Source organism: Salinisphaera dokdonensis CL-ES53, assembly GCF_040361215.1.
Classification (GTDB): domain Bacteria; phylum Pseudomonadota; class Gammaproteobacteria; order Nevskiales; family Salinisphaeraceae; genus Salinisphaera; species Salinisphaera dokdonensis.
The window spans coordinates 312,511-336,206 of the sequence record NZ_APND01000005.1 but is presented as its reverse complement, the minus strand read 5'-3'; the positions used below and the strand labels follow the sequence as shown (position 1 = coordinate 336,206).

The following is a 23,696-nucleotide window of genomic DNA, read 5'->3' as shown; positions in this document are numbered from 1 at the left end:
GAGACTAGCGTCTCGATTTCTGTCGGCATCTTCAAGATGCGAGGTCTTGAATCGTGCATAGCAGCGACGTGCGGTGAGGAATGGTTGCCCCGTCCACCGCTTGACCGAGTGCCTTTCACTTGGCCTGATCGACCGCACCTGGCAGCCCGACATGGGGATGATAATCGTCGTGGCTCAGCGCAGCCGATGATAGTATTTCGTCGAGCTACATCAATCGCATCAGGGAGTTGTCATGAATCAGGTTATCTATCTCGTCGGCCTTGTGGTCGTCGTGGTCGCGGTGCTGTCGTTTGCGGGCATCCTGTAAGACGATAATTGTCGGCGCGATGTTTAGCGCACAGCAGTACGTGCCGGGATTTTTAAGCCCCACCGACTAAAGGCTGCCGACACGGCCCGTAGATAGAAGCGCCCGAAGTAACGGCTGCAATGGCCAACGCTTCGGGCGCTTTTTTCGTTGGGTAGCGCATGGGCGTCGGATGCGCACGATAGCGGCGGTAAGGTCTTACATTGTGTGTCTGAAATTTCGGATTCACTCCCCGATTAATAATACGTCGACCTCCATACTGGGCCGAATAGCAATTTTTGCGTTTAGCCTCGAAGGGTGTTGTAGGCAGACGACAGCGCCTGAAGCCTGTGCTTTAATCGATCAGAAGCGGCGTAGGCGCTTTTGGTGCCCGGCCGAGTCCGTTGGAGGGGAGACGGATGAATCGAAGCCGGGGCCCGCTATTCTGGGTTTATCTTTTCGTGCTTCTGCTTGGCACGAGCGCGTGCTCGGAGCAGGCCAACGATGCGGAGGCGCCGGCCGAAGCAGTATCGATGTCGGAAGACGCGACCGGCCAGGCGCCCGTCCCCGTGCCGGCTGCAGAGGTCGCGGTGGTCGAGGCGCTGCCACAGCCCGTGGCCACGGCGAGATCAGAAGAGTCTGTTCCGCGTGATCTCGTGGCCCAGACCCGCTACAAGGCAACGCTGGCGGTCGACAAGTCGCTGTCGCATCCGGGGCCGGCGGGCGAGCTGCGCGTGTGGATCGGGCACGAATCGCAAAGCGCCGATGTACCGGCCCATATGGTGTCGGACGATGCGGTGATGCCGGCACTCGGCGACTGGTCGGTCGTTACGCCGTTTGCGCCGGATTTCGATGTCGAGCCGGCTCATTCGGAATGCGTGAAGGTTCACCCCAGCGGTTCCGAACTGCAGTTCGCGATCGTGCCGAAGGCCAGCGGCACGTTCCCGGTGGGTGCGCGGGTGATGCTTTACGACAATGCTCAGTGCAAGGGCGCCGGGATCTCCAAGGCGGCGCGCACCCTGCGCGTGACCGTCGAGGTGAATCAGCGCAGCGTGATCGTCGGGCATCTTCTGCAGGTCTGGGCCGTGGTATGGGACAACATCCTCAAGTTCATCGGCGGCGCGTTGGCGATTCTCGTTGCCTGGCTGTTGGCGCGTATGCGGCGGCGCAGCGGGCAGAGCGAATAGGCATTCAGGCGCGACGGTCAAGACGTGTCGCTCTAGAGCCTTTGCAGCAGGTCCTGTTTCTTTGCGGCGAACTCTTCGTCGGTCAGCACGCCGTCGCGGTGCAGGGCGCCGAGTTCCTTGATGGCATCCAGTATCTCGGTACTGCTCTGTGTTGAACTCGCGTCGGCGCAGTTTTCGCCGTTGTCGGCCATTCGGTCGGATCGGGTCGGGCCGTCGGCGTTTTGCCTGCTGCTATCACAGCGTTCCAACTGCGCCAGCTCGAGTTCGCCGAACGGTGTGGTGAAAACCAGACTCCCGGTTGGGCCCTGCTGTGCCTGGGAGATGCCGGTGATGTGATGATCCGCTGTCTTGTAAAGATCGACATCGTGGCCGTGTTGAATGGCCAGACGCGCGGCATCGTCGAAGAAGGCATAGGCCAGATCGTCGGCCTGGCCGGTGGCGACCGGGTCGCCCCATTCGGCGGGCCACCAGCGTTGCCGGGGTGCCGCACTGGTATCCCAGGCGCGCGCCGTCGGGCTGATTCTTTTTCGGCCCGGCTGCTCCTGTACCTGTTGTGCGCGCAGCAGTGCCGAGAGGCGATTGCACAGTGACTCGATCGCGTTGTTAAGCACGCGGTCGCCGGGGGTGGTCGTCATGATCAAGCCGCCACGCATCCACTGCCCGGGGCCGTGGAATTCGTCGTGATCGAACATCGCCATGTCGCCGCCGCCTTCGGTCACGGCCTCGAACAAGTGGCGTACTGCCGCTTCGCTGAAGCCGTATTGTTCGGCGAGGGCGGCCAGGCGTGTTTCGTTGAAGGTATCGGTCATGGCTGGGACGACATCGTGTGGGGAGTTTCCGGTGCAGAACGCTCGAGTTCGAGACCTTGGCTTTTGCCCGTGACAAGGAAACTAGGGCCGTATTTCCACAGACCAAGTCCGTGATTTATCTCGGGCATGGATAGACTAGTAACGTCCAGGCCCGGTGCAGGCGGTGGACTTCCGGCCCATGCCGCATCGGCTGCATTGCGGACCGCAGTTAGCGTGTGTTCCGCACACGGTTGAAAATTCGTCGTTTCTTGTGTGGCTAGTGATACGATCGAGCTTGATCACAGACGCCGTGATCGTATTACGCATATTGGAGCCAAAAAATGCGCAACATCATCTATCTGATCGGCCTCGTGGTCGTGGTCGTTGCAGTGCTTTCCTTCCTGGGCGTCATGTAGCGACGTACGTCAAAGCCTGGGGCGTCGGCGGACGATGAGTGCCGACGATTCCCGGGCCTGCTGCGGCATGCTCGGACTGCGCACGCGCCATATTCGGGCGTGCGTAGTCCGGTGTGCTGGCGGTGCCTGTGTCGGTCTTCTGGTCTAGAGGGGAGTGGCGATGGCAGGTGAAGAGTTCGAAGGCGGCTGTCAGTGCGGCGCAGTTCGTTACCGCGTAACGGGCGAGCCGATGATGACGGCCATATGCCATTGCAGCATGTGCCGCCGGGCACATTCGGCGCCGGCCGTGGCATGGGCCTTGTGCGCGCAATCGCAGGTGGTGTTCTCGGGCCAGCCGCTCCGTGAGTTTTCCTCCTCCGATGAAGCGCAGCGCGGCTTCTGTGCCGATTGCGGTACGCAGATCAGTTTTACGGCGAGCTTTTTGCCGGAGCTGATCGATATTTCGATCGGCAGTCTGGACGACCCGGACGCCATCCACCCGCAGCTTCACTATTGGCATTCCCGCCATCTCGCCTGGGCCGAGTTTGCGGACACGCTCCCGCGTTATCTCGAGTTGCCGCCCTTCGGCGACGACTAGATATTGCGTTTGTCGGCATACCATGCCGGCCGCCGAATCGATCCCGGCGAGAAGCCCGCAACGGTTTTCGGGATGGGTGGGTTCGCTGGTCGCTTTTCGACACGTCATCCCGTTTTAGCTATACAGCCGCTTGATCCGCTGGCGTGCGCTCGGCAGGTCGCTGAAAGCCGTGTGCAAATAGATGCTTGACGTAGGCCGCCGTACAGCCAAAACTCGAAACGAAAGGCGGTTTCGAATAGTTACGATAAACGTGACTTATACATATAAATCATCCGCCACGAGATAATTACAACAAGCCCACACTCTGGAGGAGGAGTCATGGCGACCAACCCGGATGAATTTGCATCCAGCGCGTCGACGAACGCGCGACCTGCCGTAGCACCCATGCCCGAAGTCGACGCCGAGTCGCTGGCGCAGACCATCGAAGCTCATGCCAAGACCGCGCCCAACGCGCCGTGTCTCGAGTATCTCGGGGTGTCGATCAGCTACGGCGAGCTGGATCGCTGGGCGAATCGCTTTGCGAATCTGTTAAAGGACCTCGGCGCGGGGCGCGGGGACGTCGTCGGCTGTCATTTGCCGAACACGCCGCAGTACGTCATCGCGCTGGTCGCGGCATCGAAACTGGGTTGTGCCGCCTCGGGCGTGTCGCCGTTGCTGACCGCGCCAGAGCTTAAGTACCAGGTGGAGGATGCGGGCATCCGTTTCCTCGTGACGCTCGATCGCCTGTACGAAACAGCGCTTGGCCCCAACGACGGCAAGCTGCCGAACCTGAAGGCCGCGATCGTCTGCTCGCCGATCGATTTCCTGCCGGGCTGGAAGAAGACGCTGGCGCACCTGCTCAAGAAGGTGCCCAAATTCAAGCTGCCGAGCACGCAGCAGCTCAACCTCATCGAATTCTGGCCGGCCATCAACGGTGCGGACGACACGCGCGTGTCCAGCGAAGTGGCGATGGACGACGTCGTGCTCATCCAGTACACCGGCGGCACCACCGGCAAGCCTAAGGGCGCGGAACTCACGCTGCGCAACACGCAGTCGAACGCCGCGCAGAGCGAGGCGATGGTGCACTACGAAGTGGGCACCGAGACGTTCGCTTCGGTCTTTCCGTACTTCCATGTCGCGGGGCTGGGCGTGTGCCTGATGGGCCTGCGTAACCGGGCGAAGCTGATTGTGGTGCCCGATCCGCGCGATCTGAAGTCGTTCTGCAAGGCGATGCAGGCGCACCCGCCGACGTTCTTCGGCAACGTGCCGACGCTGTACCAGATGCTGCTCGGCGAGCCGGAGTTCGCGAAGGTCGATTATTCCAATCTCAAGATCGCAGTGTCCGGCGCCGGGCCGATGCCGGCGGAACTGATTCCCAAGATCGAGGCCATCATCGGGCGGGGCAAGTTCTGCGAGGTCTACGGCCTTACCGAGACCAGCCCTCTGTTGACCATGAACCCGCTCGGCAAGGCCAAGCCGGGCACCATCGGCGTCGCGTTGGCGGGCACGGATATCCGCATCGTCGATGCGGAAACGGGCGACGAGGAAATGCCGGTCGACGAGCCGGGCGAGCTGATCGCCAACGGGCCGCAGGTGTTCGGCGGTTATCTCGGCCTGCCCGAGGAAACCGCGAAAGCACTGCGTGATTTCGACGGCAAGCGCTTCTTCTATACCGGCGACATCGCCAAGCGTGACGCGGATGGCTATTTCACCATCTGCGACCGCAGCAAGGACATGCTGATCGTCGGCGGCTACAAGGTGTTCTCGGTCGAGGTGGAGAACGCGCTCAAGGCGATGGATGAAATCGATCTGTCGGCCGTCATCGGCAAGCCCGACGCGGAGCGTGCCGGCAATGACCAGGTCAATCTCTATGTCCAGCTGTCTGCGGAGGCCCAGTCGCAGCCGCAGGATCAAGTGAAGGAACGGATCATGGCCTTCTGCCGCGAGCACTTGGCGCCCTACAAGGTGCCCAAGCAGATCCACGTCATCGACGAGATTCCGCTCACGCCGGTCGGCAAGGTCGACAAGAAGGCGCTACGCAACTAGGCGCCGCGCAAACAGGAAGGCCGGCGCCCAATGTGGACGCCGGCCTTTTTTTTGCGGTTTGGCTTGCGGCCGCGGCTAGTTTTTCTTGGCGTTCTCGCTGCGGATCTTGGTCACCTTGTCGATGATGTTCTGATTGACCTCGGCACATTGCTTGAGCGAGGTGTCGGCGCCGCATTCGATCATCAAATCCATGGTATTCCCGTTGGCGTCGTTCACCTTGAAGTGAATCGACGGCGACGCGGCCGGCATGACCACCGCGCCATGCTTGCCCTGGGGCGGATGCTTGGGATGGTCCGAACCGCCGCAGGCGGTAAGCGCGAGACTGCCGGTGACAAGCGCGGCGAGGGTGACGGTCCTGAGCATGAATACCTCGGTTGCATTCAGTGGAAACAGCATGCTCGAGTATCCGGCCTGGATACCGCCATGCGCAACCGCGACAAACGTGTTGCCCGCTAGGGCCTGTTGCCGCTTCACGCGACACCGCGCCGAAAGCCATTTTTTCGCAAGACAATACGCAGCGTGCGTCGTGTAGCCGCGCTACATGAGCGAGCTGTAACGCCGTACTGCGGGGAAATGGCCATCGTCCCGGAGGGTTGCGGCCCAAAATCACGCCATCCGGCGTTGCAGGACTTGGCCTTGGAATGCCAAGGCCGGCGCCCTGCGCCTTGTCTGACGCGATTTGGGATGCAACGCGGGGCCGTGTGAAACAGCAACAGGCCCTAAACGTAGGCGTTGAGGAAGGATCGCAGCTGCGGTTCGCGCATGGCGCCGGTCTTGGTGACCTTTTCCTCGCCATCGACATACAACACCAGCATGGGCGTGCCACCCAGGCCGTATTGCGGCCGGGTGTTGTTCGTCGAGGCATCCATGCGAACGATGGTCAGGCGATCGGCGTAGGTCTGTGCCGCGTCGGCGAGCAGCGGTTCGAGACGGGCGCAATAGGCGCAGTTCGGTACATGAAACTCGACCAGGACAGGGGTTTCGGCGCTGGCAAGCAGGGTTTCGAGTTCGGCGTCGGTGGTGTCGGCAAGGTTCTGGCTCATGGCGCTTCCTAGGTTAGCGTTGATCCGGTATCCGGCCGGGGCGTTCTTTATCCGCTAGCGTGCCTTAAAACGCTCGTGTCTACTGCATGATGTCGGGCGCGATCACGGAATTGCCGCGCGATTGGATACGCCCACATCCGCGCCAAACCGGATAAGATCATAGTAGTTGCAGATACAAGGATAGTGATGATCGTTACGAATGCCGCTCGCGCGTCGCGCGCAAACCGCGCCGGCCGTTGCGGGGCATGGCACTGATGGCAAAGATGAAGCTCTCGTCGGTGCTCACGATTGCCAGTGGCGTGCTGGTGACGCTGGTCACGGTCGCACTAGCGCGTCTGTCCTTCGGGCTTATCCTGCCGCCGATGCGCGAATCGCTCGGTCTGAGCTACGAGCAGGCCGGCAATCTCGGTACCGCAACGGCGCTAGGTTATCTCGCGCTGGTGATGGTGGCCGGGGCACTGGCCTCGCGGCGGGGCGGGCGCATATCGATCCTGCTTGGGCTGATATTCGTGATCGTCGGTTTCGCCGGGCTGAGCGTGGCGACCGCCTACTGGCAGCTGCTGGTCTTGATGACGATGCTCGGTTTTGGGACGGCATTTGCCTATACGCCGCTCATTTCGCTCATCGCGACATGGTTTCCACAGCGGCGGGGGCTGGTTATCGGCTTGCTGAACAGCGGTGTGGGTACCGGCATGATGAGCGCGGGGTGGGTCGTGCCCTATCTCAGCCAAGCCTATGGCGACGACGGCTGGCGCTGGGTCTGGGCGTTGTTCGGCGCCGTGGGCGTGCTTGCCTTCGTGGGCGCCGTACTTTTCCTGCATAACCCGCCGCGTCCCGATGTGGCAGCGGCCGCCGGCGAGACGGCCGCCGCGCGGCGCCAGGCTGTACGTCGTGCCGTATTCCGCAATCCTTATGTGATAACGGTTGGGATGGTCTACGGCATTATCGGTATGACCTACATCGTGCAGGCGATTTTCATGTTCAGCTTCGCGCTGGATGAGGGCGTGGACCCCAAAATTGCCGGTTTCATGGCCTCGTTCATGGGTTTTCTGGGGATCGTGTTCGGACCGTTGTGGGGCAGCGTTTCGGATCGCCTGGGCCGTGGCCAGAGTCTGGCGTTGGCGATGGGCATGGCCTTCGTCAGCACCGTGATACCCGTGCTGTGGCCGACGCTGGCCGGGTTTGTCGCGCACTTCGTGATTCTGGGTGTGTGCGTAACCGGCATGTTCACGTCCGCTCTGGCCGCATCGACCGAGCGAGTCACGCCCCACGAAGCGCCCCTGGCGGTGAGCTATGTGACCGTCTTCTTCGCAGCCGGCCAGCTCCTGGGGCCGGCGGCGGCAGGCTGGCTGATCGGCTCGACCGAAGAATTCCGTCTCACCTTCGGCCTGAGTTCCGCGATCATTCTCGCCGGCGCGGTCTTGAGCTGGCGCCTGACCCGGCTCGGCCCGGCAGACGAACCGGCCGTAGCTGAGCACACAGGGCGAACGCGCTGACGCGAGCGCGTATCTGCCGCCTGGTCCGGACCATGCCCACATGCGGAACGTAAGCGGGTTTGGCCGCCCCGGGCTTAGCCTGCGCACGATCCGACCTAACGTATAGCCCGCGAAAACCCTGGTGGATCGATGGCCTGCGCTCGTCGTTCGCAAGGGCGGGTTTGCGCTCCTGTGCTTGTTGCGATATAAGATGCGAATGATTCGCAACTGCGGATAGGGCCGTTTGTCATTAGGACGTCCGGACGGGCGCTAAAACAAATGGATAACTCAGGGGAACGAAGCGCGGCTGGCAGCGCCAGCCCAGCGATTGGATGCGGCCTGAGCGGGCTGATTCATCCGACATCGCTTCGATTGGGGGGCACATGACATTTCGCCGCACCGCCATTACGGCGGCTATTCTTTCCGTCTATGCCGTGCCGCATCTCGCGCGGGCACAGGCCAACGACGCCGAGCAGCCGGAAACGCCGCAGACCGAGTCCGCGATCCTGCAGCTCATGCCGATCGCGGTCGACGGCAACCGAGTCGGCAGCTATCGCGCCCGCGAGATGCAATCACCCAAGTACACGGCGCCGCTGCGGGACACGCCGCAGTCGGTGACCGTGATCACCGAGGAAGTGATGCGTGACTCCGGTGCCACGTCGCTGGAGGAGGCGGTGCGCCAGGTCCCGGGCATTACATTCCTCGCGGGCGAGGGCGGCCAGCCGATTGCCGACCGGCCGGTGATCCGCGGTTTCAACTCCACATCCAACCTGTTCGTCGACGGCGTGCGCGATATCGGCGACCAGAGCCGCGACGTGTTCGATCTGGAAGCGGTGGAAGTCGTCAAGGGCGCCGATTCGGTCTATGCCGGTCGCGGCTCCGGTGGCGGTAGCATCAACCTGGTGTCCAAGACGGCCAAGTTCGCCGACTTTACCCAGGGCAGCTTCACCGTCGGCACGGCAGACAAGTTCCGGGCCACCGTAGATCAGAACTGGAAGCTCGGCGAACAGGCCGGCTTTCGTGTCGGCGTGCTGGCCGAGTCCAGCGGCGTGCCGGGGCGCGATGATGTCGACTACGACAAGTACGGCATTTCGCCGTCGCTGGCCTTCGGCATCGGCGAGGCCACGCGCGTGACGCTCGATTACTACCACCTCACCGACAAGGGCACGCCCGACTACAGCATTCCCTATGATCTCTCGACTGGCCTGCCGGTGACCGAGACGTTGGGCGTGGACTCGGACAACTTCTACGGTCTGCTCAGTCGCGACTTCCGCGAGACCAAGACGGATATCGGCACGGTCATCGTCGAGCACGAGCTCAACGACAGTCTGCGGCTGCGCAACGTCAGCCGCGTCGGGCAGTCGACCAACGATTACGTCGTGACCAATCCGGATGATTCGCGTGGCAACGTCGAGGATGGCTTCGTCTATCGCTCGGTGAAGCAACGCGCGAGCGAGACGGAAACCTTCGCCAACCAGCTCGATCTGTCGGGCGAGTTCAACACGGGCCGATTTGCGCACAGTTTCACCACGGGTCTGGAGCTCAGCCGCGAGAAACGCCGCTCGGACTCCTACAACGTGACCAGCGCCGCCGCGGCCTTCGGCTCGGACTGCAGCAGTACCGACGTGGACCCGGCGACCGGTCTGACGTTCGGCCAGCTGCTGCGCGACAACGGCGACTGCACGAGCCTCTACGATCCCGAGCCCTACGACGACTGGCAGGGCACCATCGAACGCGCGGGCGACCCGACCCATTACCAGACCGACGTTGCCGCGATCTACGGCTTCGACACGATGGAGCTCAACGAGCACTGGCTGGTCAGCGCCGGTCTGCGTCTCGACCACTACGAGACCGAAGCGCATACGCCCTCGGCACCGGGCAGTGATGTCGATGCGAGCGACAGCTTCGTGAACTACCAGGTCGGCCTGGTCTACAAACCGGTCGAGGCGGGTTCGATCTATTTCTCGCATGGCACCAGCACCACGCCGGCGCCGCTGGCCGGCAATGACAGCGACGCGCCGGACGCCGGTGGTGTGGGTCGTCGCGGCTTTACGCCGGATAACACCAATCTCGATCCCGAAGAGACGACCAGTTTCGAGATCGGCACCAAGTGGGAGCTGTTCGACCAGCGGCTGCTGGTCACCGCCGCGGCGTTCCATCTGAAACGCGACAACGCGTATATCCAGACCGGCGCGGGCGATCAGGAGTATTCCTATGCCGGCGAAACCCGGGTGCAGGGCGTCGAGTTCGGCCTGTCCGGGCGAATCACCCCGAGGTGGCAGGTTTTCGGTGGTTACTCCTATCTCGATTCCGAGCTTACCGAAGGCGGCTTCGAGAACGTGGCCGAAGGCGAGCAGCTGCCGAACGTGCCGGAACACAGTTTCACCCTGTTCACCAACTATGCGGTCACGTCGAACGTTGCCGTGGGTGGCGGCGCGACCTATGTCGACGAGGTCTTCGGCAGCCTGTCATCCGAGCCGCCCAAGCGCGTGCCGGACTACTGGCGCTTCGATGCCAATGCGTCCTGGCAGGTCTCACCCTCGACGCGGCTACGTCTTAACGTGCTCAATCTGACCGATGAGACGTACTACACCAAGGCGTACAGTTCGCACTATGCGGCGCAGGGGCCGGGCCGTCAGGTGCTGCTCTCCGCGGACTTCATCTTCGAATAGGCGCACGCGATGCTGATCACCATTCCCGACGTGCTCTCGCCCGAGCATCTGGCGCAGTGTCGTGCGCGGCTGGATGCCGCCGAGTGGGTCGACGGCAACGTCACCTCCGGCCACCAGTCCGCGCGGGCCAAGAGCAACGAACAGGTGCCCGAGGAAAGCGACGCCGCCCGCGAGGTGGGCGGCGCGATCATGCAGGCGTTGTCGTCGCACCCGACCTTCATGGCGGCAGCCTTGCCGCAGCACGTATTTCCGCCGCTGTTCAATCGCTACGGCGTGGGTCACCGCTTCGGCGCGCATATCGACAACTCGATCCGCCAGCATCGCCAGAGCGGGGCACGGATCCGGACCGACCTGTCGGCCACGCTGTTCTTTGCCGGGCCGGAGGAATATGACGGCGGCGAACTGGTGATCGAGGACAACTTCGGCACCCAGAAGGTCAAACTACCGGCAGGCCATCTCGTACTCTATCCGGCGAGTAGCCTGCACCACGTCACCGAAGTCACGCGCGGGCGGCGCATGGGCGCGTTCTTCTGGATCCAGAGCATGATTCGCGACGACGGCCAACGACGCATCCTCTGGGATATGGATCAGGCGATTCAGCAACTCACGCTGTCGGTCCCCGAGCACCCGTCGCTGGTGAGCCTGACCGGCACTTATCACAACCTGTTGCGGCGCTGGGCCGACGTTTAAGCCATAGCGCTTTAAACGCGAACTTTCGGTGCTTTGCTTCTAGGCCGAGCCGGTCGGGCGTTCGGGTTCGAACAGGGCCAGGGCATGCCCGGCACAGATGCGGGTATCCACCGCGGCACCATCGTCCAGCTGGTGCTCGTGGTTGGTGCGTACGCGCAGTTGGGCGCCACTGTTCAGGCGTACGCCGTAGAGGCGCGTTTCCCCCTCGTAGCGGCTCCATTCGATATGGCCGTTACCGTCGTTCGCGGCGGTCACCGAGAGATCGTCCGGGCGCACCAGTACATCGACTCGTGTGTCAGGCGAATGCGCGACGTCGCCGATCGGGGCATCGCCCAGCGCGGTATGCACATGCGTGCTGCCGAGCTCGCCGGGCAGGAAAGCTGCATCGCCAAGAAAGTGTGCGACGAAACGGCTCGCCGGCTTGCGAAAACAGGCATCCGGCTCATCGATCTGTTCCAGCCGGCCGTCACACATGATGCCCATGCGATCACCGACCGAGAGTGCTTCGGTCTGATCGTGGGTCACCCAGATCGCGGGCACGCCTGCAGCCTTGAGCGCCTGGCGGATCTCCCAGCGCAGCTGGGCCTTGAGCGCCGCGTCGAGGCTGGCCAGCGGTTCGTCGAGCAGCAGTAGTGCCGGCGCGTGGGCCAGCGCGCGGGCGAGGGCAACGCGCTGCTTCTGGCCGCCGGACAGCGTATCCGGCATGGCGTGCCGATGTTGTTCCAGGCCAAGTTGTTTCAGCCAGCGCTCGGCCGGTGCGCGATCCTTGAGCCGGAAGGCGATGTTGTCCTCGACGTTCAGGTGCGGGAACAGGGCGAAATCCTGGAACACCAGCCCGACGTGGCGTTTCTCCGGCGGCACGTTGCGCTTGCTGTCGATACGCAGCTTGCCGATCCGGATCTCGCCGGCGGCAGGCTGGATCAGCCCTGCGACGGTACGCAGCACGCTCGTCTTGCCGCAGCCGGTGGGACCAACGAGGGTGAGGATCTCGCCGTCGCCGAGTGTCAGGCTGAGGTCGCGCACGGCCGTGGCGTCGCCGTAGTGCACACACAGGTTGTGTATTTCCAGCATCGTCAATCCCTTGCTAGCCCGCGGTCAGACGTCGGCGCCGGGCTTCACCCGACAGCATGAGCACCAGTGCGACGCCCGAGACGAGCACGAGTGCCAGCGCGGGTACCGCGCCGCGGCCGAGGTGGCCTGCCTCGTAAACCCGCCACAGATAGGTCGCCAGCGTATCGAATCCGGTCGGGCGCAGCAGCAGCGTCGCCGGCAGCTCGCGCATGGCTTCAAGGAACACGAGCGCGGCCGCCGCCACGATGCCGGGCAGTATCAGCGGCAGGCTCACGCGCCTGAACACCTCGCCCGGTGTGGCGCCGAGGCTGCGTGCCGCGCCCACCAGGTTGTTTTCGACCCGTTCGGTGCTGGAGCGCACGGCGCCCACGGCCAGCGGCAGGAATCGCAGTATATAGGCCAGTACCAGCAGGGCCAGTGTCTGATAGAGCAGGGGTAGCCGCAGGCCCAGATAAAGCAGGGCCGTACCCATCACGATGCCCGGAATGCCGAAGCCGAGATAGGTGATGCGCTCGCACAGCCGCCCGAACCATCCGGCAGACGCCGCATAGGCCACCGGCAGGGCCACAATCACCGCACCGAGTGCGGCGAGCAGCGCAGCGTAAGCGGAATTGAGCGCGTAGCGTGGTTCAAAACCGACCACGCCTTCGCGTACCAGCCAGGCCCCGAACACGGCGACCGGCAGCACGATAGCGGCAAGCACGACCACGCCGGCGAGGGCGAACGCGGTACTGTTCACGGCGCGACTCAAGGGCAGCTGAAGTACGCGGCCGGGCCGCTCGCGGCGCACGCGTATACGCGACTCGAAAAACAGCACGATCACCACCAGCGCGAGCAGTTGCAGCGACATGAGCGCGGCGCTATCCAGACCGAACGCGTGGTAGTCGACGTAGATCATGCGCGTGAAAGTATCGAGATGCATGATCGCGGGCGTGGCGAAGTCCGAAAGCGTATAGAGCGCCACCAGCAGCGCGCCGGCGGCGATGCCGTTTGCCGCCCGGGGCAGTACGATCCGGAACATCGCGGCGGGCAACGTCAGGCCGAGAGTGCGCGCGGCATCCACCACGTTGGCGTCGAGACTTTGCAGTGCCGCACGGGTGGAGACGAGCACGAAGGGATACGTATAGAGCGTCATTACCAGCGACGCGCCAATCAGTCCTTCAGCGCGCGGCGTGGCAATGCCGGTAAGGGTTTCGATCTCGCCGCCAGGCCCGAACGCGGCGAAGAACGCGAAGGCGCCGAGATAACTCGGAATCGCCAGTGGTGCGGCCAGCAGCGCAACCCAGACCCGGCGAAAGGGCAAATCGGCATACGTCGTGACCACCGCCAGCGGCACACCAATCAACACAGCGCCGGTCACGGTCAGCACGGCGAGCAGCACGGTGTTGAGTACGATCTCGAAAGTGCGGCCGTCGAAGAGGAGATCGGCGCCGATACTCATGTAGACGAGTACCAGAACCGGCGCGAGGGCTGCGGCGGCGATCAGCGCCGCCGGCACATACGACCACGGCTGTCGCGTCATAACACCCGTGTTTCGCGCAGCAGGTCCAGCGTGGGTTTCAGGTCGCTCAGCTGGGTCAGGTCGAGACTCGGTGGATGGATGGCGTTCGGAAGCCCTTCCGGCAACGCTACGCCAGGCGCCATCGGGATTTCATAGGCTTCCCGGGCAAGATAGGACTGCACTTCCTGGCTGAGCAGATAGCGAAGGAAATTCCGCGCCAAGGGCTTGTTATCGAGCAACAGCACACCCGAGCTGTTCACCAGGCTGCCGGCATCGTCGTTGGTGAGCGCAAGCTTTACGTTGGCGTCCGGCTTACCTTGTTTAAGCCGCAGCGTGTAATAGTGATTGGCGAAGCCGAGATCCACCTCGCCGCGGGCTACGGCCATCACCACACCCAACTCGCCGGCAAAGCTCTTGGCCTGCTTCTTCACCCCGAGCAGCCACTGTTTGGTGCGTTGCTCGCCTTCGAGCAGTCGCATCGCGGTGATGAACGACTGGAACGCGCCGTAGGCCGGCGCCCATCCTATTTTCAGATCGGTATCCGCGAACGCCATGACGTCGTCGGGGATGCGATCCGCGTTCAGCCGAGTCGGGTTATAGGGCAGGGTGCGCAACCGTCCAGATATGGCGGCCCATTCCTTGTAGCGAAAATCCGGCTTGATCTGACGCTGGATCGAATCCGGGATCGGCTGGCTGACGCCTTCCGCGGCTACCGCGCCGAGCGAGCTGGCATCGATCGACCAGAACAGGTCGGCGCGACGCACACCGGCCTTGGCTTCGGCGATCAGCGTGTTGGCGAGCGCGGCCGACGGTGCGCGCCGGATGTTGAGTTCGAGCTCGGGGTTGCGCTTGCGGATGGCCGTGACGATGTCGTCATAGAGACCACCTTCGCCGCGACCCAGATAGACACTGAGCTCGCCGACCAGCGGCGGCAGATCGTCGGCCGACTCGGCCTGCGGTCCGGCATCGGCCGCTACCAGTACACGCGCCGGGCCGAGCAGGCCCAGCGCGGCAGCGCTCTTGAGCAGCGTGCGCCGATCGATCATTGCTAGAACACCGAGCTCTGGTCCTGCGCGGCTTCGTCGAGCAGCGTCTGGGCGCGGTCGAGCTTGCTGTTCATCTTCTCGATTTCAGCGCTCAGCTCGTTTGCGGAAGCTTCTTTCTCCATCAGCAGCGGGAGCGTGGCGTTAAAGTCTTTCTCGAGGTCGGTGACAAGATCTGCGTCGCGCTCGATCAAATCTCCTTCGATACCTTCAAAGCGTTGCATATAGGTCTGATGCAAAAGTGTTTCTGCGGCTTCCGCATCGCCGTCTTCGTAGTGATGCAACACGGTCTGCAGGTTGTCCTGAATGATGGTGATCGTGGGGCGGTCGTCGTCTTCGTCAGCCGCATTCTGGTGCGTCGCGGCGCTGGCATTCATGCCGTTCTTTTGCTGGACGGCGGCAAGCTTGAGCGCGCCGATGCCCTGATGGAGCGCCTGATCGAGACGCTGCTGCCACTGGACGACTTGCGCTTTCGCGTCCTGCTCTTCGACCGCTTCACGCAGCCCGCCCAGGGCGATCCAGATCGGCGGGTACAGCGCCATCGCGTGGGTTTCGACCGCCTCGTGGTATTCGACTTCTTCCCAGGTCTCGACCAATGCGTCTACACGGTCGGCGACGGCGTCGCCGGATTCATAGTCGGCGACGATGCCGTCGACGGTTTCGCTCATCGACGAAACTTCCGCTTCGTAATCGCTGATATGTGCTTGCAGATCCTCGACCTGATCGATATCGCCATGGGCGTGTGCGGTCGCTGAGAGCCCGGCCAGAATAGAGACGAGCAGCGCAGTGCGCGCGAAACGGGTGGGAATAGCGATCATGGGAGTATTGGGTAGGCTGGAAAGTTACAAATCTAACTGATACTCATTCCTATTCCAAGGGCCGCGCCCGCTTAGCTACTGCGGTGGGAATGATCAGGGTGGGTCCGCGCTCTCGCGGTGAGCGCCTGGTGGCTACGCCGTCGACTGACGTGGCAAGGAGGGCGGGCCGGCGCAGTTCGCCAGCCCGTCTCTTTCAGTCCGACAAACGATCGATGTACTTCATCGCCTGACGGGTTGCCAATGGCCCGGCGGCGCCCATCAAGCCCGCACGCAGACGCGGGCTGGCAGCGATAAGCACGCCGGCTGTAAGCGCGCCGATCGTGACAATGCCGCTATTGCGTTTTGCCCAGTCGGTAGTCTGGTTGCCGAGGAGGGGGCGGAGCTGCTGCTCGATCACATTGTCGGTCGAGTGCTCGACGTTCTTCTTCTCTTCCGGCTTCTGCTTCGGTGAAGCAGAGGCCAGCACCGCGACCAGAAGCAGCAGCGCAACGATCGCGATCAGACCGCCGCCCGTGATCAACAGTGCCTGCACCTGGCTCATCTGTGCCGCAAGCAGCAGATAGACGCCGCCCGCGCAGAGCAGCAGACCGCTGAGCACCAGCAGCATCAACATCCAGAGAACGACGTTGAGGCTCATCACCTTGATGAGCTTTTCCTTGATGCCCACCGGCTAGCGGCCGAGCAGCTTGCCCAGCACCAGACCGATGCCGAACGCGGCCATAACGCTCGTGAAGGGTCGGGCTTCGATTTCGCTGCCGACGTCTTGCGTCCGGCGCGAGGCTTCGTCACGAAGCTCGTAATACTTGCCGCGGGCAGAGTCCAGACCGGCCTCGGCCTGTCGTTCGCCGGCGGCCTTGTAGCTCTTGGCCAGCGCCGCGAGGTCGTTACGCAGCTGCTCGATATCCTTCTTGAGGGCTTCGTTCTCGGCGTTTTGACTCATGGGTTCTCCCGGTAGTCGTGATTGTTCAGCCAGCATAACGGGTTGTTCGCTCGACGACTATCGGTATTAGCGCGTGGTGTCGGCGCGGCCATTCGGGCGTGTCGCTGCTGTGGCTAGGCGCTGTCGAGGTTGAAAAACCGTCCGGCATTGGCATGTGTGAGCGCCGCGACCGTTTCCACTGACTGGTCGCGCGCCGCGGCGACGCTTTCCAGGACCCAGGGAAGATTCGCGGGTTCGTTTCGACGCGTCTTGGGCTTCGGGCGAATGGTTCTTGGCATGAGATAGGGCGCGTCGGTTTCGATCATCAGCCGGTCGTCGGGAATGCGCGGCACGTTCTCGTACAGGTCGCGGCCGCGGCGTTCGTCGCAGACCCAACCGGTGATGCCGATATAACAGCCGGCTTCGATATAGCTGTCCAGCGCGTCGCCGCTATCGGTAAAGCAATGAACCACGGCACGCGGCAGATCGGCCATGTGCTCCTTCAGGATCGGCAGAAAACGCTCGTGGGCTTCACGCTGGTGGAGAAAAACGGGCAGCTGGTAGTCGCAGGCCACGGCCAACTGCGCGGCGAACACTTCTTCCTGTGCCGCCCGCGGCGAGATGTCGCGAAAAAAGTCCAGCCCCATTTCGCCGACGGCCGCAAGGCGACCCGCCGCGGCCGATTCGCGCATGAGCTTCTCCAGCGGCGCATCCCAGTCGGTCGCGTGATGCGGATGCAGCCCAGCGGTGGCGAAACACTGGTCCGGGTAGCGCTGGGCGAGATCCAGTGACGCGCGACTGCTTTCCAGGTCGCTGCCGGTCACCACCAGGCGGGTAACGCCGGCTTTTCGCGCACGCTCGAGCACGTCGTCGAGGTCGTCGCTGAAGCTTTCGTGTGCGAGGTTGGCGCCGATGTCGGTCAGCTGCATGACTCTGTCGTGGTCGAATGTCGGCGCACAGTCTAGCGAGCGTCCGATTCGGATGCAGCGGCGATACCCGTCAGCCCTTGTCGGGCCTTGATCGCACGGCGTTTGAAAACAGTGGTCGAAGCCGCGCGGGGGTTTGCTACACTCGCGTGCTTGTCGATTGCCGTGCCTAGTTTCAGACAGGCGCGGCCTACCGTGCCGCAACCAGAGTGGATGGCCTCCCATGCGTTACAAAAACGGGCTGATCGCCGGCCTCATCGGTCTCATGATGTTCAGCACGGCGGCCACGGCCGCTACCCGCTATGTCAGCGACGAACTGTCGATCAACATGCGTCGCGGGCCGGGTACGGGCTATCGCATCAGTGAACTGCTGAACGCGGGCGAACGGCTGACCACGCTATCCGAAGCGAATGGCTGGACGCAGGTGCGCACCACCGACGGCTCGACCGGCTATGTGCTGACGCGTTTCCTGTCCGAGCAGGCGGCGGCCCGTACGCGCATCGCGACGATGCAAGAGCAGACCGAGCAGTTCAAGAAAGAGAACGAAGAGCTCAAGCAACAGATCGAAGAGGTTCGTAGCGGCTCGGAAGAGCTCTCCGAGACCAAGACGTCGCTGCAGGGTGAGAATGAGGACCTGAAAGCGCGTCTCCAGCAGCTGCGTGAAACCTCGGCCGATGCTGTGCGTATCAGCAACGAGAACGAGAAATTCCGCGAGGAACTGTTGTCGATGCGGAGCGAGAACGAGCGCTTGCGCCACGAGAATGCGGCGCTTCAGAGCCGTCGTGATGGGATGAAGATCGGTGCGCTGATCATGATCGGCGGCATCATCATCGGCCTCGTGCTGCCGCTGTTCCGTCGCAAGCGCAAAGGCAGCAGCTGGGATTCGTTGTAAGACGAACGCCGCCATGCAACTGTGCCTCCGGGCCGTTGTTGGTGGCGTACAGCCTCTCCATGTGGTTTTGAACTTGGCCCGCGAGCCCGTGTCGCGTAGCGGACCCTAATGGAACATCATCTTTCCCTAATCCTGATTTCGATCGTCGCGCTGGGCGTGTTCTCGCAATGGGTCGCGTGGTCGCTACGGATTCCCGCAATCGTGCTGTTCCTGGTCAGCGGCGTGCTTGCGGGCCCCGTGTTCGGCGTGATCAACCCGACCCACGACATCGGCGAAGTGCTGTCGCCGATGGTCGGGCTCGCGGTGGCGGTGATCCTGTTCGAGGGCGGGCTGAGCCTGCGCTTGCACGAGTTCAAGGAAGCAGCTTCGGGCGTGAAGCGGCTGGTTTCCGTCGGTGCGGCACTGTCGTGGCTTCTCTATACGCTCGCGGCCTATTACATCGGCAACCTGTCGATGGCCGTGTCGCTGTTGTTTGGCGCGATTCTGATCGTGACCGGCCCGACCGTGATCATTCCCATGCTGCGCCAGGCCGGGTTGAACCGGCGCACGGCGTCGTACCTGAAGTGGGAAGGGATCATCAACGATCCTATTGGCGCGCTGCTGGCGGTGCTGGTCTTCCAGTATTTCGTGTTCGCCGGTGCGGACGCCAGCACGGGCTCGCAGGTGTTCGTGGATCTGGGCTGGGCCATCCTGATCTCGTTTGCACTGGGCGGCGGCGTTGCTTTCGCGCTCGGCTGGGCGTTCAACCATATCTGGGTGCCGGAGTATCTCAAGGCGCCGCTGACCTTCGCCTTCGTGCTCGTCATCTACGGGCTGGCCAGCGAGATCTTTGCCGAAGCCGGCCTGCTGGCGGTCACCGTCATGGGCATGGTGATGGGCAACCTGTCGATCGCCGGCATGGCCGAGCTGCGTCGATTCAAGGAATACATCACGATTCTGCTGGTCTCGACCGTGTTCATCGTGCTCACGGCCGACCTGGACCCGAACGTGCTGCTGCATCTGGATTGGCACGCCGCCGCTCTGGTATTTGCTGTTCTGTTCGTCGTGCGTCCGGCCGCCGTCCTGTTGTCGACGGCTTTCACCGACATGAACTGGCGCGACCGTACGCTGGTCGCGTGGATCGCGCCGCGCGGTATCGTCGCGGCGGCCGTCGCCGGTGTGTTCGGCCCGCGCATGATCGAGGCGGGCTACGGCGGCGCCGAGCAGCTGCTGCCGCTGATCTTCGCCATCGTGTTTTCGACCGTCATCCTGCACGGCTTCTCGATCGGATGGCTGTCGCGCTGGCTGCGCCTGTCGGCCGAACCCAACGGCGTGCTCATCGTCGGCGCGTCGCCTTGGTCGACGGAACTGGCGCGCGCGCTCACCAACGAGCTGAACGTACAGGTTCTGCTGGTGGATTCGTCCTGGCATCGCCTGCGTACCGCACGGTTGGCTGGCGTGCGTGTGCTTTATGGCGAAGTGCTGTCGGACCAGATCCAGCAGTCGCTGGAACTCAACGAGATTGCCTGTCTGCTGGCGGCCACCAGCAACGACGCCTACAACGCGTTGGTGTGTTCACACTTCGTGACCAGTCTCGAACACGACCGCGTGTTCCAGCTGCCGATGTATGCCGCCGACGAGGACAACGACTCCAAGATCGTCGCGCGGCCGCTGCGCGGGCGTCCGGCATTTCACGACAATGCCCAGTACGAAGAGCTCTGGCGCAAGCATTTCCAGAACTGGCAGTTCTACAAGACGCGGATCACGGAAAGCTATACCCGCGAGGATTTCCGTCGCGACTGCCCGCCGGACGCCATCATCATCGCGACCCTGTTTGCCGACAGCACCGTGCTGTTCAATTCGGCCGGCGGCACCGCACGGCCGGAAGAGGGCGACACGGTGATCTATTACGCGCCCAAGAAGAGCGCGACCGAGCGCCGCAAGGTTCGCGCCGAGCGCGCCGAAGCGGCCAGCGAACGCGTCGCCGCAGCGGCCGTCGAGGGCGAGGGTGCCGACGAGGCGGCGAAGCCGCGCGAGCTCGAACAGCCGCCGGCGGACGATTCACAGACCACGAACTGAAGACCGACATGCTTGAATGGCCCGACGACAAGACCCACGCCAGCGGCCTTATCCCGGGCCCGGCCGGGGATCTGCAGGTCGACATCGACCTGCCCGACGACACGCCGCGCGGCCTGGCCCTGGTCTGCCACCCGCATCCGCAGCAGGGCGGTACCAAGGACAACAAGGTTGTGTTCATGATGGCGCGTGCGGCCACCATGGCCGGCTTTGCGGCCGTGCGTTTCAACTTCCGCGGCGTCGGTGAAAGTGAAGGGGCCTACGACGCGGGTGTGGGCGAGGTCGACGACGCCGCCGCTGTTCGCGACTGGGCATTGGAGGCCTCGGGGCTATCTCTGGCAGCCGTTGCTGGCTTTTCGTTCGGTTCGGCTGTTGCCCTGCGCCTGGCCGATCGTGACGCGCCGCCGAGCCTGGTGACGGTCGGTTTCCCTTCCGCCTATTTCGACGGCGCGCTGCCGCGCCCGGACAGCGACTGGCTGGCGGTCTTCGGCGATGCCGACGACGTGATCGACGTAAACGCGTCGATCGAGGCTGTGCGCGAGCTCGAGCCAGCGGTCGATGTCCAGATCCTCGAAGGCGCCGGGCACTTCCTGCACGGACGCCTCACTGATCTGAGAAAACGCGTGATCGCGCATCTGGACGAGGCAGAAGGCTAATGGGACTGTTCGAACGTCTGGCCGAGGCGCTCAATCCGCAGACCGAAGAGGGGCGCGATGTCGAACGTGCCCAGCGGATTGCAGCAGCCGTGCTGCTGCTGGAGATGGCGCATGCCGACCATCGCCACGCGGAAGAGGAATACGACGAGATCCGTCGTCAGCTCAAGACTCATTTCGCGCTCGACGACGCCGAGACCGATGACCTGATGAGCGCGGCGCAGCCCAAGGCGCAGCAGTCGGTATCGTTGTACAGCTATCTCAAGACGCTGAACGAGGGTCTGGATCCGGCTGAAAAACGCCAGGTACTGGAAATGCTCTGGCGCGTGGCGTATGCGGACCGGCATCTGGATGCTCACGAGGAGCATCTGCTGCGTGAGTTGTCGGAGATGCTGTACCTGCCGCACAGCGAGTTCATCAAGGCCAAGCTCGCCGTTACCGGCGAATAGGCGGGTCTCTAGCGGGTGTAGAACCGCTGGTTGAACTGCACCGGCACGGTGGCGCTACCGTCGACCGCTTTCACGTCCAGATCAAAGGTCAGCGTCTGGTCGTCTTTGATCGCCACCGGGGCCAGTGAATAGATGCTGCCGGCGCGGTCGACTCGGCGAAATTCCAGTGGCTTTCGGCCACCCATGAGCGAACGCACGCTGCCCGTCACGTTCGCGGCTACGGCCTGCAGCGGCGCTTCGCGCGTGGGTTTCTGCAGCGTGATCATCACGATGGCCGTATCGCCGTCGCGCGCAATATCATTGCCGGCAGCGACCGCTTCTGGAATATCCAGGCTGTTGACCGCGCTGTAGTGGACGACGTGGTTGCCGCTGTTGATCGAGCCGCCCGCGGCGAAAGCGGGCAGGCTTGCGAATAGCAGCGACGCCAGCGCGATTAGTCCGAGGTGCCGCGCCGCAGCTGATACAGGGCGATCTCGCCGAGCAGATTCGGGAAGGTGCGCATGCCGATATTGCTTCGATGCGCATGATTGACGACGTGTCGCCGTACGATTTCCACACTTTTGTGCCGACATAGCGTCTCGAAGTCTCGCACCGTGCACAGATGGATGTTGGGCGTATCGTACCACCGGTTCGGCAGTGATCCGGATACGGGCATGAGCCCGCGCAGACCCAGCGACAGGCGCGGTTTCCAGTGCCCGAAGTTGGGGAACGTCACGATCGAGTCGCGGCCTATACGCAGCATCTCGTCGATCAGTTCGTCCGGCCGGCGCACTTCCTGCAGCGCGCTGCTCATCACGACGAAATCGAAGCTGTTGTCTTCGAACTCCTCGAGGCCGGCATCGAGATCCAGCTGCAGCACATTCACGCCCGCGGCCACGCAGTCGATGAGATTGTCTGGGTCGATCTCCAGGCCATAGCCGCTGACTTGTTTGGTCTGCTGCAGGTGGGCCAGCAAGGCGCCGTCGCCGCAGCCCAGGTCGAGCACGCGCGCGCCGGGGGTAATCCAGTTCGAGATCAACGCCAGGTCGTCGCGCAGGCCGTCGTGAGTTTCGGTTAGGTGCGTGTTCATGCGCCGATCTCCCGGGCGACACGATCCAGATAGGCGCGCATGGTCTTCACGTAGTGCGGCAGGGTGAGCAGGAAGTCGTCGTGGCCAAGGTCCGAGGTGACCTCGGCATAGGAGACCTGCTTGCCGGCATCGACCAGCGAGTCGACGATCTCGCGCGAGCGGGCCGGCGCAAAACGCCAGTCCGAGGTGAACGAGATCACGAGAAAACGCGCGGTCGCCGGTGCAAAGGCCTTGGCCAGATCGCCGCCGTGGGCGTGGGCCGGATCGAAATAATCGAGCGCCTTGGTCATCAGCAGATAGGTGTTCGCGTCGAAGCGATCGACGAACGATGCCCCTTGATAGCGCAGATAGGACTCGACCTGGAACTCCACGTCGAAACCGTAGGAGATCCGTCCGTCACGCAGATCGCGGCCGAACTTGGCGCGCATCGCCTCGTCGGACAGATAAGTGATATGGCCGAGCATGCGCGCCAGCATCAGCCCGCGGCGCGGCACCACATCGTGTTCGTAGTAGCGCCCGCCATGGAATTCCGGATCGGTCACGATCGCCTGACGGGCGATTTCGTTGAAGGCGATGTTCTGGGCCGACAGTTTAGGTGCCGCAGCAATGACCACCGCATGGCGCAGCCGGTCGGGGAAGTCGATCGACCACTGCATGACCTGCATACCGCCGAGGCTGCCGCCGATCACGGCCGACCACTGCTCGATGCCCAGAGCTTCGCGCAGAATGTCCTGTGAGCGCACCCAGTCGCCGGCGGTGACGACCGGAAAGTCCGGCCCGTAGTGGCGGCCGGTGTCGGGATGGGTGCTGCCCGGGCCGGTCGAGCCGTTGTAGCCGCCGAGATTGGCCGGGCTGACGACGAAGAAACGATCGGTGTCGATCATCTTGCCGGGGCCGATGCATTTGTCCCACCAGCCCGGTTTGGTGTCGTCTTCGCTGTGGTAGCCCGCGGCATGGTGATTGCCGGACAGGGCGTGACAGATAAGGACCGCGTTCGAGGCATCGGCGTTGAGCGTGCCGTAGGTCTCGTAGACGATATCGAAGCGATCCAGCGTCTTGCCGCAGTCCAGCGGCATCGCCTGTTCTACGTGCAGGGTCTGCGGCTCGACCTGCCCGACGGAATGCGGTGCGTCGTGGTTCATCA

General features: G+C 63.2%; 23 protein-coding genes. 10 read left to right on the top strand and 13 right to left on the bottom strand.

The window, feature by feature from the left end:
• The first annotated feature begins 816 nt into the window (after positions 1-816).
• A complete protein-coding gene (locus SADO_RS16185; RefSeq protein ID WP_353113255.1) occupies positions 817-1,470 on the top strand; it encodes a hypothetical protein in 654 nt (217 codons plus the stop codon).
• 32 nt (positions 1,471-1,502) lie between these two features.
• Here the strand turns inward: SADO_RS16185 and SADO_RS16180 are convergent, their stop codons facing one another.
• On the bottom strand, positions 1,503-2,279 hold the full coding sequence (locus SADO_RS16180; RefSeq protein ID WP_353113253.1) for an SHOCT domain-containing protein: 777 nt from the start codon (positions 2,277-2,279) through the stop codon (positions 1,503-1,505).
• 555 nt (positions 2,280-2,834) lie between these two features.
• Between SADO_RS16180 and SADO_RS16175 the strand changes: the two genes are divergently transcribed.
• Positions 2,835-3,251 carry a GFA family protein gene (locus SADO_RS16175; RefSeq protein ID WP_434547919.1) on the top strand — a complete coding sequence of 139 codons (417 nt, stop codon included), beginning with the start codon at positions 2,835-2,837 and terminating at the stop codon, positions 3,249-3,251.
• Between the two features lie 384 nt (positions 3,252-3,635).
• Positions 3,636-5,276 carry a class I adenylate-forming enzyme family protein gene (locus SADO_RS16170; RefSeq protein WP_353113251.1) on the top strand — a complete coding sequence of 547 codons (1,641 nt, stop codon included), beginning with the start codon at positions 3,636-3,638 and terminating at the stop codon, positions 5,274-5,276.
• Positions 5,277-5,351: 75 nt separating this feature from the next.
• Here the strand turns inward: SADO_RS16170 and SADO_RS16165 are convergent, their stop codons facing one another.
• Entirely contained in the window at positions 5,352-5,672 is a 321-nt protein-coding gene (locus SADO_RS16165) for a hypothetical protein (RefSeq protein ID WP_353113249.1), read from the bottom strand.
• Between the two features lie 323 nt (positions 5,673-5,995).
• Positions 5,996-6,319, bottom strand: a complete 324-nt coding sequence (locus tag SADO_RS16160) for a thioredoxin family protein (RefSeq protein WP_353113247.1) — start codon at positions 6,317-6,319, stop codon at positions 5,996-5,998.
• A gap of 245 nt (positions 6,320-6,564) precedes the next feature.
• On the opposite strand from SADO_RS16160, the gene SADO_RS16155 reads away from it, so the two are divergent.
• The 3 genes from SADO_RS16155 to SADO_RS16145 all read left to right on the top strand — a co-directional run bounded on the left by SADO_RS16155 (position 6,565) and on the right by SADO_RS16145 (position 11,156).
• The gene (locus SADO_RS16155) at positions 6,565-7,815 is read left to right on the top strand and encodes an MFS transporter (RefSeq protein WP_353113245.1); all 1,251 of its coding nucleotides are present in this window, start codon (positions 6,565-6,567) and stop codon (positions 7,813-7,815) included.
• 362 nt (positions 7,816-8,177) lie between these two features.
• On the top strand, positions 8,178-10,466 hold the full coding sequence (locus SADO_RS16150; protein WP_353113243.1) for a TonB-dependent receptor: 2,289 nt from the start codon (positions 8,178-8,180) through the stop codon (positions 10,464-10,466).
• Between the two features lie 9 nt (positions 10,467-10,475).
• Positions 10,476-11,156 carry a Fe2+-dependent dioxygenase gene (locus SADO_RS16145; RefSeq protein WP_353113241.1) on the top strand — a complete coding sequence of 227 codons (681 nt, stop codon included), beginning with the start codon at positions 10,476-10,478 and terminating at the stop codon, positions 11,154-11,156.
• A 39-nt stretch (positions 11,157-11,195) separates the two neighbouring features.
• Here the strand turns inward: SADO_RS16145 and SADO_RS16140 are convergent, their stop codons facing one another.
• The 7 genes from SADO_RS16140 to SADO_RS16110 all read right to left on the bottom strand — a co-directional run bounded on the left by SADO_RS16140 (position 11,196) and on the right by SADO_RS16110 (position 17,437).
• Positions 11,196-12,227 carry an ABC transporter ATP-binding protein gene (locus SADO_RS16140; protein WP_353113239.1) on the bottom strand — a complete coding sequence of 344 codons (1,032 nt, stop codon included), beginning with the start codon at positions 12,225-12,227 and terminating at the stop codon, positions 11,196-11,198.
• Positions 12,228-12,240: 13 nt separating this feature from the next.
• A complete protein-coding gene (locus tag SADO_RS16135) occupies positions 12,241-13,749 on the bottom strand; it encodes an ABC transporter permease (RefSeq protein ID WP_353113237.1) in 1,509 nt (502 codons plus the stop codon).
• Positions 13,746-14,774, bottom strand: a complete 1,029-nt coding sequence (locus tag SADO_RS16130; RefSeq protein ID WP_434547918.1) for an extracellular solute-binding protein — start codon at positions 14,772-14,774, stop codon at positions 13,746-13,748. The genes SADO_RS16135 and SADO_RS16130 overlap by 4 nt, the downstream gene beginning before the upstream one ends.
• 2 nt (positions 14,775-14,776) lie before the next feature.
• Positions 14,777-15,589, bottom strand: a complete 813-nt coding sequence (locus SADO_RS16125) for a hypothetical protein (protein ID WP_353113235.1) — start codon at positions 15,587-15,589, stop codon at positions 14,777-14,779.
• A 193-nt stretch (positions 15,590-15,782) separates the two neighbouring features.
• Positions 15,783-16,256, bottom strand: coding sequence for a hypothetical protein (locus SADO_RS16120; RefSeq protein WP_353113233.1), 474 nt, complete (start codon positions 16,254-16,256; stop codon positions 15,783-15,785).
• A gap of 3 nt (positions 16,257-16,259) precedes the next feature.
• Complete coding sequence (locus SADO_RS16115) at positions 16,260-16,529, bottom strand: ElaB/YgaM/YqjD family protein (RefSeq protein WP_353113231.1); 270 nt, start codon at positions 16,527-16,529, stop codon at positions 16,260-16,262.
• Between the two features lie 113 nt (positions 16,530-16,642).
• On the bottom strand, positions 16,643-17,437 hold the full coding sequence (locus tag SADO_RS16110) for a TatD family hydrolase (RefSeq protein ID WP_353113229.1): 795 nt from the start codon (positions 17,435-17,437) through the stop codon (positions 16,643-16,645).
• A 220-nt stretch (positions 17,438-17,657) separates the two neighbouring features.
• On the opposite strand from SADO_RS16110, the gene SADO_RS16105 reads away from it, so the two are divergent.
• From SADO_RS16105 to SADO_RS16090, 4 genes are all read left to right on the top strand, one after another.
• Positions 17,658-18,326, top strand: coding sequence for a TIGR04211 family SH3 domain-containing protein (locus tag SADO_RS16105; protein ID WP_353113227.1), 669 nt, complete (start codon positions 17,658-17,660; stop codon positions 18,324-18,326).
• A gap of 108 nt (positions 18,327-18,434) precedes the next feature.
• A complete protein-coding gene (locus SADO_RS16100) occupies positions 18,435-20,384 on the top strand; it encodes a cation:proton antiporter (RefSeq protein WP_353113225.1) in 1,950 nt (649 codons plus the stop codon).
• Positions 20,385-20,392: 8 nt separating this feature from the next.
• Positions 20,393-21,037 (top strand): alpha/beta hydrolase, encoded by a 645-nt coding sequence (locus SADO_RS16095; protein WP_353113223.1) that lies wholly within the window; start codon positions 20,393-20,395, stop codon positions 21,035-21,037.
• On the top strand, positions 21,037-21,483 hold the full coding sequence (locus SADO_RS16090) for a tellurite resistance TerB family protein (RefSeq protein WP_353113221.1): 447 nt from the start codon (positions 21,037-21,039) through the stop codon (positions 21,481-21,483). The genes SADO_RS16095 and SADO_RS16090 overlap by 1 nt, the downstream gene beginning before the upstream one ends.
• 8 nt (positions 21,484-21,491) lie before the next feature.
• Here the strand turns inward: SADO_RS16090 and SADO_RS16085 are convergent, their stop codons facing one another.
• Genes SADO_RS16085 through metX form a run of 3 tightly spaced genes read right to left on the bottom strand, consistent with a single transcriptional unit; the run spans position 21,492 to position 23,694 of the window.
• Positions 21,492-21,860 carry a DUF4426 domain-containing protein gene (locus SADO_RS16085; protein WP_353113275.1) on the bottom strand — a complete coding sequence of 123 codons (369 nt, stop codon included), beginning with the start codon at positions 21,858-21,860 and terminating at the stop codon, positions 21,492-21,494.
• A 56-nt stretch (positions 21,861-21,916) separates the two neighbouring features.
• On the bottom strand, positions 21,917-22,552 hold the full coding sequence (gene metW, locus SADO_RS16080; RefSeq protein WP_353113219.1) for a methionine biosynthesis protein MetW: 636 nt from the start codon (positions 22,550-22,552) through the stop codon (positions 21,917-21,919).
• Complete coding sequence (gene metX, locus SADO_RS16075) at positions 22,549-23,694, bottom strand: homoserine O-succinyltransferase MetX (protein ID WP_353113217.1); 1,146 nt, start codon at positions 23,692-23,694, stop codon at positions 22,549-22,551. Before metX ends, metW begins: the two co-directional genes overlap by 4 nt.
• Positions 23,695-23,696 lie beyond the last annotated feature (2 nt).

Excerpts from the sequence above, each read along its gene's own strand:
- SADO_RS16095 (WP_353113223.1), top strand. The coding sequence starts at position 20,393 with ATGCTTGAATGGCCCGACGACAAGACCCACGCCAGCGGCCTTATCCCG.
- SADO_RS16140 (WP_353113239.1), bottom strand. The coding sequence starts at position 12,227 with ATGCTGGAAATACACAACCTGTGTGTGCACTACGGCGACGCCACGGCC.
- SADO_RS16090 (WP_353113221.1), top strand. The coding sequence starts at position 21,037 with ATGGGACTGTTCGAACGTCTGGCCGAGGCGCTCAATCCGCAGACCGAA.
- SADO_RS16180 (WP_353113253.1), bottom strand. The coding sequence starts at position 2,279 with ATGACCGATACCTTCAACGAAACACGCCTGGCCGCCCTCGCCGAACAA.
- SADO_RS16115 (WP_353113231.1), bottom strand. The coding sequence starts at position 16,529 with ATGAGTCAAAACGCCGAGAACGAAGCCCTCAAGAAGGATATCGAGCAG.
- SADO_RS16145 (WP_353113241.1), top strand. The coding sequence starts at position 10,476 with ATGCTGATCACCATTCCCGACGTGCTCTCGCCCGAGCATCTGGCGCAG.
- SADO_RS16125 (WP_353113235.1), bottom strand. The coding sequence starts at position 15,589 with ATGATCGCTATTCCCACCCGTTTCGCGCGCACTGCGCTGCTCGTCTCT.
- SADO_RS16130 (WP_434547918.1), bottom strand. The coding sequence starts at position 14,774 with ATGATCGATCGGCGCACGCTGCTCAAGAGCGCTGCCGCGCTGGGCCTG.
- SADO_RS16155 (WP_353113245.1), top strand. The coding sequence starts at position 6,565 with ATGGCACTGATGGCAAAGATGAAGCTCTCGTCGGTGCTCACGATTGCC.
- SADO_RS16100 (WP_353113225.1), top strand. The coding sequence starts at position 18,435 with ATGGAACATCATCTTTCCCTAATCCTGATTTCGATCGTCGCGCTGGGC.
- metW (WP_353113219.1), bottom strand. The coding sequence starts at position 22,552 with ATGAACACGCACCTAACCGAAACTCACGACGGCCTGCGCGACGACCTG.
- SADO_RS16135 (WP_353113237.1), bottom strand. The coding sequence starts at position 13,749 with ATGACGCGACAGCCGTGGTCGTATGTGCCGGCGGCGCTGATCGCCGCC.
- metX (WP_353113217.1), bottom strand. The coding sequence starts at position 23,694 with ATGAACCACGACGCACCGCATTCCGTCGGGCAGGTCGAGCCGCAGACC.
- SADO_RS16150 (WP_353113243.1), top strand. The coding sequence starts at position 8,178 with ATGACATTTCGCCGCACCGCCATTACGGCGGCTATTCTTTCCGTCTAT.
- SADO_RS16160 (WP_353113247.1), bottom strand. The coding sequence starts at position 6,319 with ATGAGCCAGAACCTTGCCGACACCACCGACGCCGAACTCGAAACCCTG.
- SADO_RS16175 (WP_434547919.1), top strand. The coding sequence starts at position 2,835 with ATGGCAGGTGAAGAGTTCGAAGGCGGCTGTCAGTGCGGCGCAGTTCGT.
- SADO_RS16105 (WP_353113227.1), top strand. The coding sequence starts at position 17,658 with ATGCGTTACAAAAACGGGCTGATCGCCGGCCTCATCGGTCTCATGATG.
- SADO_RS16170 (WP_353113251.1), top strand. The coding sequence starts at position 3,636 with ATGCCCGAAGTCGACGCCGAGTCGCTGGCGCAGACCATCGAAGCTCAT.
- SADO_RS16185 (WP_353113255.1), top strand. The coding sequence starts at position 817 with ATGTCGGAAGACGCGACCGGCCAGGCGCCCGTCCCCGTGCCGGCTGCA.
- SADO_RS16165 (WP_353113249.1), bottom strand. The coding sequence starts at position 5,672 with ATGCTGTTTCCACTGAATGCAACCGAGGTATTCATGCTCAGGACCGTC.
- SADO_RS16110 (WP_353113229.1), bottom strand. The coding sequence starts at position 17,437 with ATGCAGCTGACCGACATCGGCGCCAACCTCGCACACGAAAGCTTCAGC.